Consider the following 12,946-nt stretch of genomic DNA (forward strand, 5'->3'; position numbering starts at 1 on the left):
TTAAGATTTAAGTTTACGATTATAGATATATGAAATCATCAATATAGCCAATACTACAAGTGGCATAAACATATAGCCAATATTTTTATCTACGCAGGCATGACTGATGAAAGCAAAGATCAAGTTAAATGTAAGCCCTGCATATGCCCATTCTTTTAACCTGCTTGGTGTTTTAGGATACACAATGGCCCATGCGCCAAGTGCTTTACAGATAATTAAAGCGTAAGCAAAATAATCAGGGTAACCTAGCGGCTTGGTACCTGCCGTTGCATATTCTGGTTTAAATAGCAACGTGCTCAAGGGCATTATACCTTCCCAAAGTACAATGATAGTGGTTGCCACCCAAAAGATAATTTTATTCGTTTTCATCATTATTTCGATTCAACATATTTTACAAAATTGTTCAAGATAGATTGCCATCCCGCTTTCTGAAACTCAGGATCATTCTCTGTTTCGGGATCAAAGTTGGTTGCTAAATGGGTTTTTCCATCTTTTTCGGTAAACAAGGTGGTTGCCTGCCTGCCATCGCCCATGGTGTAGGTAATTTCCTGGTGTGGTATTACGCTGTCGTAAATCCCTTCAAAGTCAAAACCAAAGCTGCCGTCTTTAGCTTCCATCCTATTTTTAAATTTGCCACCAACTCTCAAATCGTTTTCACTACTTGGCGTATGCCAATTAGGATCAGCGGTGTTCCATTGCATAATGTCGCTTGGCGTATTCCAAGCCTCCCATACTTTTGCTACGGGAGCATTCACAGTTGCTTCTACCGTAATTTTTGATAATTGTGTCATTCTTTTTTTAGATTGATTTGATATTTCAAAGATACGCTGGCGATTAAAACCATAGCTATTGCGAAAACGACAAATAAAGGGGCAATTGTGACAAAATAATCTTTACCTTGTAGTTCCATAAGATATATTGATATGCAGATTTCTGTTTTTGTGCCTGAGTATGGGGCAATTGAAGCCGTAACTCCACCTTTTAGAACATTTCATACCGCCAATGAGTTTTTAACCGCCTTTGGTAAAAAACCTGTTTTCAAAGTAGAATATGTAGGTTTGAACGAATATGTACCCGCCAACAATGGCGAATATATGATCAAAACCAATCGTTTGCTCAAGGATGTAACTGAAACAGACCTGTTGATCATACCACCCACCTTTGGCGATACTACTAAAGGTATCAAAGCCAATGCAGAAGCTATTCCCTATTTTAAAAAATTGCATGATCAAGGAACAAGCCTCGCCAGCTTGTGTATCGGGGCTTTCCTTTTAGCCGAAACAGGTTTACTCAATGGCAAAAAATGTTCTACGCACTGGGCCTATATCAATGAGTTTAAAGAAAGATACCCAAATGTGGGCGTAGAAGATGGAGCCATCATTACAGAACATGATAATATTTACAGCAGTGGCGGCGCAAGCAGCTTGTGGAATTTAATCTTATACTTGGTCGAAAAATACGCAGACAGAGAAATTGCCGTAATGGTTTCAAAATACTTTGCATTGGATATCGGAAGAGATAGTCAATCGCAATTTGCCATCTTCAAAGGTCAAAGAAACCATGGCGATGAGGATATCCAAAAAGTACAGGATTATATCGAACAAAACTATAGCGATAAAATATCCATAGAAATTTTAGCCAGATTAATCAATTCTGGCCGCAGAACTTTCGAAAGAAGATTTAAAGAGGCTACCAATAACACCCCATTAGAATACATACAGCGAGTAAGGATAGAAGCCGCTAAAACTTTTTTCGAAGCCTCGAGAAAGAATGTGACCGAAATCATGTTTGATGTAGGTTATACCGATACCAAATCATTTAGAGACACCTTTAAAAAACTTACAGGACTTACACCTATTGAGTATAGGAATAAATTTGCAAAGTTATTTAATGAGGTTTAGGAATAGTTTGGAATACAATATAAATTATTGTTTATTTTAACCTGAAGATTCACCGTTTATTTAGATAGAATTTGCAAAAAATCAAATACATGAAGCCATATCTAAAGAATATTCAATATTTTAGCTTAGGAAAACTTAAGACATATAAAATTAGAAATACTTTAATGAGAATAACGCTACTTTTCTTGATGGTTCTTATGTGCATTAGCTGCAAAAAGAACGATACCACCAAACCTTTGCTACCATCTGTTTCTTCTATAAAAATTGAAAATAACGAATCAAATATAGCTCTTGGAAAGACACTACAGATAAAACCTTCTCATTTACCAAGTAATGCTGCTAAACCCGAGTATGAATGGTCATCTAGTAATTATAATATTTTATATGTAGAAAATGGAACTGTGTATGCACGCGCCCTTGGAAGTGCAATAATAACTGCAAAAGTTAAAAATAGTGATATTTATGCCGAATATAAGCTGACTGTGGTACCCGATGCAATTTTAATTATAAATTTGGATAAGACACAGATCAAATTGACGGTAAATGAACAAGAAAAAATAACTCCATCAATTCTTCCTTTGGCTGCTCAGGGCGCTACGCTTAAATGGACTTCATCAAATCCTTCAGTTGCTCAGGTTACGTCCGCAGGTTTAGTAAGCGCCTTATCACCTGGAAATGCTGTAATTACAGCTGCAAGCGAAGATGGAAAAGTAACAGCCAAAAGCAATGTAGAAGTGATACCAGAGGTATTGTATTCAAGCCAAATTTTTACTAAGATAAAGAGTGAGCTGCTAGATGCACTTATATTATACAATGAGCAACAAGGCAAATCATTGTCTCAAGAACTTAAAGCAGGAAAAACGGGTTACATTGTTATGGCCAAATCTGCCATAGAAGATACTTATATCACAACCACTCCAGGATATGTTGAAGCCATGTTCAGTAATTTGAAGATGCCAGCCGGCGACGTGCTTAAAATCAATTCTAACTTTTATATGGAGCTTTTTCCTAATACATCTAGAATGGGAATATTATTACTGGAAATCAATTTTCTACAAAAGAACTGGGAAATCAAAGGGACTCGGACAAAGGTTTATAGCTTTAAATATTCAGACAATGTCACTTTGGCTGAGCTTAAGGCAATTATTGATGAAAATGTCGCCGATGTTAGGAGGTATGTTAATACTGGATCTTACTAAATTCAGCTACCTCAAACACAAACGCTTCTCTTAAGACCTAGCTATCTGTTAAATTAAAACTACTATAAACAAAAAAAGCAGCTCCTTTCAGAACTGCTTTTAAAACTGGTGGGTGAATGATGGGTCTCGAACCCACGACCTTCGGAACCACAATCCGACGCTCTAACCAACTGAGCTACAATCACCGTGTTTTTGAGGCTACAAAAATAGAAATATATCATAACATATCAAATATTTTTGAAAAATTTTAAGCTATAGGCCGGCAATACCTTTATCTTCAACATATTAAAAACTTTGTTTTTTTCACCTTTAGCTGCTATTCTGTTTTTAGCCAGTAAAAAGTTAGTTTTGTAAGCAAACTATGATTGAAATTTATACAGACGGTGCAGCAAGCGGTAATCCCGGACCCGGTGGATATGGCGTGATATTACGATCGGGCAAACATTATAAAGAACTTAGCGGAGGTTTTAGGCTTACCACCAACAACCGCATGGAACTGCTGGCTGTAATTGTAGGTTTAAAAGCTTTAAAAACTACCGGACATCAGGTCACGATTTTTTCTGATAGTAAGTACGTAGTAGATTCTGTTGAAAAGAAATGGGTATTTGGCTGGGTGCAAAAAGGTTTTGCAGGGAAAAAGAACAAAGATCTGTGGATACAATACTTAGCACTGCATAAATTACACCAGATCAGATTTGTATGGATTAAAGGCCACAACGAACATCCAGAGAATGAACGTTGTGACCGTTTAGCAGTTGCCGCCTCTCAAGACAAAGCCAACTGGGCTATAGACCAGGCTTTTGAGCAGGAAAGGAACAATAACGCGCTGTTATAATTTTTTTACCGGCGAAAACTCAGCCATGAATTCTTCTGCTTTTTTAACCATTTTAGGGGAACCTATAAAAATGGACGTTCTTTGGTGCAATTCGGTTGGGTTAATATCCAGTATCCTGTTTAAACCATCAGAAGCCATACCGCCCGCCTGCTCTATGATAAAAGCCATAGGATTACACTCATACAATAAGCGCAGTTTACCTTTTGGCGAAGCAGCCGTTGTAGGATAAATATAAATTCCGCCTTTGATCAGGTTTCTGTGAATGTCTGCTACCATTGAACCGATATATCTCGAGGTATAAGGCCTTCTGGTTTCTTTATCTTCTACCTGCGCATATTTAAGGTATTTCTTTACGCCTTCCGGGAAATGTACATAGTTACCTTCATTAATTGAATAGATTACACCATCTTCTGGCACTTTCATTTTTGGATGCGATAAACAAAACTCTCCTATAGATGGATCTAACGTAAAACCATTTACGCCTTTTCCGGTAGTGTAAACCAACATGGTTGATGAACCATAGATTACATAACCCGCAGCCACCTGTTCAGTACCTTTTTGCAATACATCATCAATAGTAGCCAATCCTTCTGTTGATTTACGACGGTAGATAGAAAAAATAGTTCCTACCGCCACGTTTACATCAATGTTAGATGAACCATCCAAAGGATCGATACAAACAATGTACCGGGCATTTTTTGATACCGGCGAATCTATCGGTACAAAATCATCTTCCTCTTCTGTAGCAACAATACAGCACTCTCCCCCGCTTCTTAAAGCTGATATAAACTGGTCGTTGGCATATACATCCAACTTCTTCTGGCCTTCGCCCTGTATGTTAGTTGTACCTGCATCGCCCAAAATATCTACCAGTCCGGCTTTATTTACTTCACGGTTTACAATTTTTGCCGCAATACCAATATCTCTTAATAATCTCGAAAGCTCGCCTTTAGCGTATGGAAAATCTGCTTGTTTCTCTATGATAAACTGCCCCAGCGTGGTTATACCTGACATCATATACTTAGTGTATTTTTTACGTTATCTATTCCCTAGTTCTATGACCGCTAAGGTATGTATTTTTTCTTCTGAAATGCAAAAGCGAATCAAAGTTCTTTTTTTATGCCAACCATGTTTTCCGGCAGCACCGGGGTTAATATGAAGACATTTAATTTTATCATCATATATCACCTTTAAGATGTGCGAATGTCCGCAAATAAAAAGCTGCGGAGGCTTAGTGTAAATTTCCGGCTTCACCAAAGAAGAATATCGTCCCGGATAACCGCCTATGTGGGTCATCCATACGTCCACGTCTTCGCACATGAACCTGTTATGCTCCGGAAACTGCTGTCTGATATCTTGTGTATCGATGTTTCCATACACACCGCGTAAAGGCTTAAAGGCGGCTAGAGGTTCGGCAACATCAGGCCCAAAATCACCTGCATGCCAGATCTCATCGCAATCCTCAAAATGCCTGAAAACCGCATCATCCAAGAAACCATGCGTATCAGAAAGTAGTCCTATTTTTTTCATCAGGTTTTTATTTTGCCCTTTAAAGCAAAATTATGACTATTTCTCTTGTTTACTCAACAAATAAATAAGTTGCGAGAAGTTGTTCAACTTGTAGCGATGTAAGATATTGCGGCGATGCGTGTTTACGGTATCTTTACTGATAAATAATTTCTCGGCCGCTTGCTTTGACGATAAACCATCAGCAATCAATGCCACAATCTCCCTTTCACGCTTTGATAATTCTATTACAACCTGCGGATGGTCTTTTTGTCTCTGATAATAATTATGCATAGCCATATGTACCGCCACCAAAAGCTGCTTATTGAGATAAGGTTTTGATACGTACATAACCGGCTTTACATTAAAAGCCTGTTTTAAGGTAGAAGCATCCACATAAGCTGAGAGGAAAATAATCTCACACTGGTATTGCTCTACTAAATTGGCTGCAAGCTCAATGCCTGTGGTATTTCCTTTAAGGTTAATATCGCAAATAGCAACTTTAGGAGGCTCTGACAAGCTGGAGCAAAACTTTAATGCACTTTGGGCCGATGGCCAGGTTTCCAATACCTCGAACCCTTCATCTGTTAGAAATTCTGCAATTTCTTCGGCGGTTATCAATTCATCTTCAACAATAAGGATACTCAAAATCTAAAATTTAATTGTTCTTAAAAACGATTGTATATTTTGTTCCGGCAGCCTGCTGCACATCTAGCGTACCTTCAAGTTGTTTTACTAAGGTACGGATTAAGCGCAATCCAAACGAAGTTGAACTTTTATGAGTCTGGTCGGCCTCAGACTGTACATTTATTCCATTATCTGCCACAATTAACCGGGTTTGCTCAACCTGATCTTGCAACATACTTATCTTAATCTCTGGATTTTCCTGTCCTTTAAACGCATGTTTAAAGCTATTGCTGATCAATTCGTTTATAATTAAACCTATCGGGATAGCTTGATCCAAATCAAAAGTCTGATCCGGCATGTCAATAGAAGTTTTAATTACCTCTGCTTTATAGCCATAACTTTCTGCAAGCGCATTGCTTAAATTTCTAACATAATCTCCAATATGGATAGAAGCCAGATTATCATTCAGATAAAGTTTTTGGTGTATAAGTGCCATGGCATCAACACGCAACTTACCTTCTTCCAGTGCATCTTTGGCTTTTTCATCCTCTACCTTATTGCTTTGCAAGGATAGCAAAGCAGATATAACCTGAAGATTATTTTTAACACGATGATGTTGCTCTCTAACCAAGGTCTCAATCTGGTTGTTTTTTACCACCAACACTTCTGCATTATGTTTTTTGGCAAGATAATTTTTATAAACGATACCTATGATTGCCAGGAACAGAATCAGTACAATAGCTAAAAACCATATCTGTAACCGATGCTTACTCAGGGCTATTTTTTGCAATTGATTTTCTTTACCAGCTAAAGCCAGTTCATTGTTCTTTTTCTCTATTTCATATTTGTTTTGCAGCTTAAGTGCATTTACAATTTTTCCTTCTGTTAAGAGCGTATCCTGCATAGCTGCATAATGAGCCTGATATTGATACGCTTTATCCAGATCACCATTTTCTTTATAGAACCGGGCCAAACGCAGGTAATTATCTTTCTTTTTCTCTCCGTTCTCGGTCTGTAAAAACTCCAGTCCTTTTAAAAGTAATTGTTCAGCTTCTGCTTTATGCCCTGTTTTCAGTTTTAGGGTTCCCAAAACGTTCATGGTTGAGGCCAAATCGTAACTCGAATTCAGATTACGTCTTATAGCTAATGCCCGTTGCAGCAATTGTTCGGCATTTTCATAATCCTTTTTATGATCCAGCAAAAAGTTTCCATAGTTATGTAAGCTCATGGCCAAGCCCCTCTGCTCTTTATTTTGCTCAAAAGCACTGATGGCCTGCTGGAAAAAGTATGGAACAGAATCCAGGTTTTTATTTAAATCGATATAAGAAATGGCCAGATTTGAATAATTATTGCCAATGGAGCTATATTGTTTCAGAGGAATAGAAATTTGTAAGGCTTTTCTATAATATTGGATACTTTTCTCATAATCTTTCATCATTCTTAAGATCAGTCCAATATTATTGTACGATTGCAATAAACCTATTTTATCATTTAAACTTTCTTTTATAGCCAAACCTTTTAAATGAACAGCCATTGCCTCTTCATAACGTGCCAATTGTGATAAAGCATTGGCCTTATTCATTAAAGCTGTAGCCAAAGTAGGTTTCAGCCTAAATTTTTCGGCCAAAGCAATCATTTTATCTGAATTTTTAACTGATTCCTCGAACTTCCCTGTTTGTCTTAGCAAAACAGCAAGTCCGTTGTAAATGCTTATAGTCTCAAATTCAAAATCGCCTTTCTCGCTTAATTTTAGGGCTTGTGTATAATCTTGTTCAGCCAGTTGAACGTTGCCTAAAGACACATAATTCCGTCCGCGATGTGCCAAAGCAGTAATTATAGCCTTGGTATCATTCTTCTTCTCAGCCAGTTGAAGGGCCAGATTGTCAAACTCTATCCCTGTGCCATATTTGTTCTGACGAGTGTATGTATTGGCAAGTTGCATACTGGTATTGATCATACCGCTTGTATCTGCGAGTTGCTGAAAATAATTGAACGATTGCTGGGCATCGGCTATGATATTCTCATATTGCTGAACAGGCCACGATTTACTACGTTGCAGATAAAGACCAGCCCTTTTCTGTATGCCCGAAGCATTTTCTATAGCATTAGTTAAGCTATCGATGATTTTGGTCTGTCCTTTACTTTTAAACAAGCAAATAACCATAAAAATAAGCAAGCACAAGATCAGCTTTGGATACTTCATTTTTATTTAGTTCAGGTTTATTTGATATAAAAATAACAGGTATTCTCTAAACTAGGATTAAAATATCAAAAAGAAATCGCTAAGTAAGGCTTGGTAGGCAGTTGTGTACTGATTTTGGACTTCATAAATGTAAAAATCGCTGTGATGAACAAGGCTGCTTTCTTTTCCCAAGCAAACTATTTTTCTGATTTCGGGCTTGCTCTGATCAGAATGTATTGAAACGATCTGATTTACAAACAAACCAATTTCTACACTTTCATTTATAACAAAATCTGCCTGTTTGGGTGGTAAAATGAACCAGAATTTACCCTTTTCGCTCAATAAAAATGCTGTTTTGGCAACCAGATCTTTAAAAAATTGAAAACTGGCATGCCTGGCTACTTCTTTTTTGAAATTGGCATTTTTAAAATCATTCACAAAGTACGGTGGATTAGATACGATCAGATCAAACTTTTCAGGGCTCAAATAATCTTCTATCGCGGTGCAATGAGCAGTCATTCGCTCTTTAAAAGGAGAATGCATGAAATTATTGCTGGCTGTACCTGCGGCATCCTGATCTATTTCAACGGCTTCTACCTTTGCATCTGCAAATCTTTGGGCAAGCATAAGTGCTAACACGCCAGTACCGGTGCCGATATCCAAAATACGCTTAGGACTTTCGCTTTGCGCTAAAGCTGCCAGCAAAACACCATCTGTGTTTATTTTCATAGCGCAACCGCTCTGATCAACTTCAAACTGTTTAAACTTGAAAATATTTTTACGCACAAAGTGGAAATAAAGGTTTCACAAAAAACTCCTCCAAATTAAAAAAAGCCAAACATATTACCCTATTTTCATGGCAGTTTTAAATTATAAACCGTAAATTTGCAGTTCAAAATACAAGCATGATTCATTTCTTTCTAGGTCAATCTGACGAGGTTTTTGCATTACAGGCAAACCATACACTTTCTGCAACTGATATCGAAAAATTAGAATGGCTTTTTGGCGGTGCCAAATTAGTGGCACAACCTGTTTTAGAGGGCTTTTTTGTAGGTCCGAGAGCTGCTATGATTACTCCATGGAGCACCAACGCTGTTGAAATTACACAGAACATGAGTATGGATGGTGTAATCAGGATCGAAGAGTTTAAAAAAGTGGATGAGCGTTACACAGATTTCGACCCTATGCTATCGCAAAAATACCAGGGTTTAAATCAGGATATTTACACTATTAATATTCAACCTGAACCTATACTTGAAATAAGTGATATTGCTGCGTATAACAAACAGGAAGGATTGGCTTTAAGCGACGAGGAAGTTAGCTACCTTGATAACTTGAGCAAAAAATTAGGTCGTAAACTTACCGATTCTGAAGTTTTTGGTTTTTCTCAGGTAAACTCAGAGCATTGTCGTCATAAAATCTTTAATGGTACTTTTATCATTGACGGTCAAGAAAAACCGACTTCTTTATTTAAGCTGATCAAGAAAACTTCCGAAACACATCCTAACGATATCGTTTCTGCATATAAAGACAATGTTGCTTTTATCAAAGGACCTAAAGTTCAACAATTTGCACCAGAACGTGCCGATGAACCTTCTTCATACCAAGTAAAAGAATTTGAATCGGTTATTTCTTTAAAAGCCGAGACCCATAATTTCCCAACCACTGTTGAACCATTCAATGGTGCGGCTACAGGTTCAGGCGGTGAGATCAGAGACCGTTTGGCAGGCGGACAAGGCTCTTTGCCTTTAGCCGGAACTGCGGTTTACATGACTGCCCTTTCTCGTCTAGAAGAAACCCGTCCTTGGGAAAAAGGAATGGCAGAAAGAAAATGGTTATACCAAACTCCAATGGATATCCTGATCAAAGCTTCTAACGGAGCTTCTGATTTTGGGAATAAGTTTGGTCAGCCATTGATTACGGGATCGGTATTAACTTTTGAGCATGAAGAAGATGCTAGAAAATTAGGTTTCGACAAAGTAATCATGCTGGCAGGCGGTATTGGTTATGGTAAAATTGATCAGGCCAAGAAACAAGAACCTCAGGCAGGCGATAACATTGTTGTTTTAGGTGGAGAAAATTATCGCATCGGAATGGGCGGTGCTGCAGTATCATCTGCTGATACCGGCGCTTTTGGAAGTGGCATAGAGTTAAATGCCATCCAACGTTCTAACCCTGAAATGCAAAAACGTGCAGCCAATGCTGTACGTGGTATGGTTGAGAGCGATCATAACACCATTATTTCTATACACGATCATGGCGCTGGTGGTCACTTGAACTGTTTATCTGAATTGGTTGAAGCTACAGGCGGAAAAATTGATCTAGATAAACTTCCTGTTGGCGATCCTACCCTTTCGGCAAAAGAGATCATTGGTAACGAATCTCAGGAGCGTATGGGATTGGTAATCAGCGAAGAAAACATTGCTACTTTACAAAAAATCGCAGACAGGGAACGTTCACCAATGTACACAGTAGGAAAAGTAACTGGCGATCACCGCTTTACTTTTGAATCTGCAACCACAGGTTCTAAACCTATGGACATGGCTTTGAGCGATATGTTTGGTAGCTCGCCAAAAATGATCATGGAGGATAAAACCATTGATTATACGTATGAGCCTGTATCTTACCAAAAAGAAAATTTACAACAATATTTAGAGCAGGTTTTACAGCTTGAAGCTGTTGCCTGTAAAGACTGGTTAACCAATAAAGTTGACCGTTGTGTGGGCGGTCGTGTTGCCAAACAACAATGTGCCGGCCCCTTACAATTACCATTGAACAATTGTGGCGTTATGGCCTTAGATTTTCAGGGTAAAGAAGGTATTGCTACTTCGGTTGGACATGCTCCTCTTGCTGCATTGATCAATCCTGCCGCTGGCAGCAGAAATGCTATTGGAGAGGCTTTATCAAATATCATATGGGCACCTTTAAAAGATGGTTTGCAAAGCGTTTCTTTATCTGCAAACTGGATGTGGGCTTGTAAAAATGCAGGTGAAGATGCCAGATTATACCAAGCTGTAGAAGCTTGTTCAGATTTTGCCATTGAACTGGGTATCAATATTCCTACTGGAAAAGACTCGCTTTCAATGAAACAGAAATACAAAGATACCGAGGTAATTGCTCCGGGTACCGTGATTATTTCTGCAGCCGGAAACTGTAACGACATTAGAAAAGTTGTTGAACCTGTTTTACAAAAAGATGGTAGCAACATTTATTATATTAACTTGTCTAACGATACTTATCAGCTAGGTGGTTCTTCATTTGCTCAGATTGTAAATAAAATTGGTAATGAAACCACTGATATTAAGGATGCCAAAGCCTTTAAAAACGCATTTAATACTTTACAGCAATTAATTAAAGAAGGAAAAATCAAAGCCGGACATGATATTGGTAGTGGAGGCTTGATCACTACCCTATTAGAAATGTGTTTTGCTGATGTAAATCTTGGAGCAAATATAGATCTTAGTGCATTAAACGAAAGTGATATCATTAAAGTGCTTTTTGCTGAAAATATTGGTATTGTTTTCCAAGCTGATGCCGATATTGAAACAACTTTAAATGCTAAGGGTGTAAACTTTGTAAAATTGGGTAATGTAACCGATCAAGCTCAATTAACACTTAAAAATCAGGAAGAGGAATACAATTTTGACATCAATCACTTACGTGATGTATGGTTTAAAACCTCGTTCTTATTAGATCAAAAGCAAACGGCTAATGGATTAGCTAAAACCCGTTTTGATAATTATAAAAATCAACCTTTAAACTTCAATTTCCCTGCTCATTTTACAGGAGAAAAACCGGCAATCGACAATTCAAAACCACGTCCTAAAGCGGCTATCTTACGTGAAAAAGGAAGTAACTCTGAACGCGAAGTGGCAAATGCCATGCACTTAGCTGGCTTTGAGGTTAGAGATGTGCACATGACAGACCTGATTTCGGGAAGAGAAACTTTAGAGGACATCCAATTTATCGGCGCTGTTGGAGGTTTCTCAAATTCAGATGTTTTAGGGTCGGCCAAAGGATGGGCTGGCGCATTCTTGTACAACGAGAAAGCAAGGCTTGCCTTACAAAATTTCTTCGATCGTGAAGATACTTTATCGGTTGGTATATGTAATGGTTGTCAGTTATTTATTGAATTAGGACTGATCAATAAAAACCACGAAGTAAAGCCAAAAATGCTACATAACGACAGTAAAAAGCATGAAAGTATCTTTACCTCATTAACTGTACAGGAAAACAATTCCGTAATGCTTTCTACGCTTGCGGGCAGTACCATAGGGGTTTGGGTATCGCATGGAGAAGGTAAATTTAGCCTTCCGTTAAATGAGGATCAATATCAGATCGTAGCTAAATATGCTTATGAGAGCTACCCTGCTAATCCTAACGGATCTGATTTCAATACAGCTATGATGTGCGATGAAACAGGCCGACATCTGGTAATGATGCCACACATAGAACGTTCCTTATTCCAATGGCACTGGGCTCACTACCCAGCCGGCAGAAAAGATGAGGTTTCGCCATGGATGGAAGCATTTGTAAATGCCAGAAAATGGATAGAGAATAAAAACAAATAAAATAAAAACCTGCTAATCGGCAGGTTTTTTTATACCCCTATCATTTAAAAATTTAGAACATCTCTAAAAATAAAGATCTACTTGTATAGGTTCAGTCTACATAATTGTTATTTTTGATTCAAGAA

At 38.0% G+C, this 12,946-nt stretch carries 11 protein-coding genes and 1 tRNA gene; 4 read left to right on the forward strand and 8 right to left on the reverse strand.

Annotated features, from left to right (window positions below):
• Positions 1–372, reverse strand: a complete 372-nt coding sequence (locus tag MMF97_RS13775) for a DoxX family protein (protein ID WP_243363091.1) — start codon at positions 370–372, stop codon at positions 1–3.
• Positions 372–791, reverse strand: coding sequence for an SRPBCC family protein (locus MMF97_RS13780; RefSeq protein ID WP_243363093.1), 420 nt, complete (start codon positions 789–791; stop codon positions 372–374). The genes MMF97_RS13775 and MMF97_RS13780 overlap by 1 nt, the downstream gene beginning before the upstream one ends.
• Before the next feature lie 132 nt (positions 792–923).
• Between MMF97_RS13780 and MMF97_RS13785 the strand changes: the two genes are divergently transcribed.
• Positions 924–1,901 carry a GlxA family transcriptional regulator gene (locus tag MMF97_RS13785; RefSeq protein WP_243363095.1) on the forward strand — a complete coding sequence of 326 codons (978 nt, stop codon included), beginning with the start codon at positions 924–926 and terminating at the stop codon, positions 1,899–1,901.
• Positions 1,902–1,990: 89 nt separating this feature from the next.
• On the forward strand, positions 1,991–3,100 hold the full coding sequence (locus MMF97_RS13790) for an Ig-like domain-containing protein (RefSeq protein WP_243363097.1): 1,110 nt from the start codon (positions 1,991–1,993) through the stop codon (positions 3,098–3,100).
• Between the two features lie 110 nt (positions 3,101–3,210).
• Here the strand turns inward: MMF97_RS13790 and MMF97_RS13795 are convergent.
• A tRNA-His gene (locus tag MMF97_RS13795) sits at positions 3,211–3,286 on the reverse strand.
• Between the two features lie 175 nt (positions 3,287–3,461).
• Here MMF97_RS13795 and rnhA point away from each other — a divergent pair.
• Complete coding sequence (rnhA, locus tag MMF97_RS13800; protein ID WP_243363098.1) at positions 3,462–3,935, forward strand: ribonuclease HI; 474 nt, start codon at positions 3,462–3,464, stop codon at positions 3,933–3,935.
• Here the strand turns inward: rnhA and fbp are convergent.
• Genes fbp through MMF97_RS13825 form a run of 5 tightly spaced genes read right to left on the reverse strand, consistent with a single transcriptional unit; the run spans position 3,930 to position 9,036 of the window.
• A complete protein-coding gene (gene fbp / locus MMF97_RS13805; RefSeq protein ID WP_243363316.1) occupies positions 3,930–4,949 on the reverse strand; it encodes a class 1 fructose-bisphosphatase in 1,020 nt (339 codons plus the stop codon). The two genes, rnhA and fbp, sit on opposite strands and share 6 nt — an antisense overlap.
• Positions 4,950–4,973: 24 nt before the next feature.
• Positions 4,974–5,465, reverse strand: a complete 492-nt coding sequence (locus MMF97_RS13810) for a metallophosphoesterase family protein (RefSeq protein WP_243363100.1) — start codon at positions 5,463–5,465, stop codon at positions 4,974–4,976.
• Positions 5,466–5,501: 36 nt separating this feature from the next.
• Positions 5,502–6,089, reverse strand: coding sequence for a response regulator transcription factor (locus MMF97_RS13815; RefSeq protein WP_243363102.1), 588 nt, complete (start codon positions 6,087–6,089; stop codon positions 5,502–5,504).
• A gap of 10 nt (positions 6,090–6,099) precedes the next feature.
• Positions 6,100–8,271 (reverse strand): tetratricopeptide repeat protein, encoded by a 2,172-nt coding sequence (locus MMF97_RS13820; RefSeq protein WP_243363104.1) that lies wholly within the window; start codon positions 8,269–8,271, stop codon positions 6,100–6,102.
• Positions 8,272–8,328: 57 nt separating this feature from the next.
• Positions 8,329–9,036, reverse strand: a complete 708-nt coding sequence (locus MMF97_RS13825) for a tRNA1(Val) (adenine(37)-N6)-methyltransferase (protein WP_317228612.1) — start codon at positions 9,034–9,036, stop codon at positions 8,329–8,331.
• Positions 9,037–9,155: 119 nt separating this feature from the next.
• Here MMF97_RS13825 and purL point away from each other — a divergent pair, with 119 nt between their 5' ends.
• The gene (purL, locus tag MMF97_RS13830; RefSeq protein WP_243363106.1) at positions 9,156–12,821 is read left to right on the forward strand and encodes a phosphoribosylformylglycinamidine synthase; all 3,666 of its coding nucleotides are present in this window, start codon (positions 9,156–9,158) and stop codon (positions 12,819–12,821) included.
• The last annotated feature ends 125 nt before the right edge of the window (positions 12,822–12,946 follow it).

The organism is Pedobacter montanisoli (assembly GCF_022809115.1).
GTDB lineage: Bacteria > Bacteroidota > Bacteroidia > Sphingobacteriales > Sphingobacteriaceae > Pedobacter > Pedobacter montanisoli.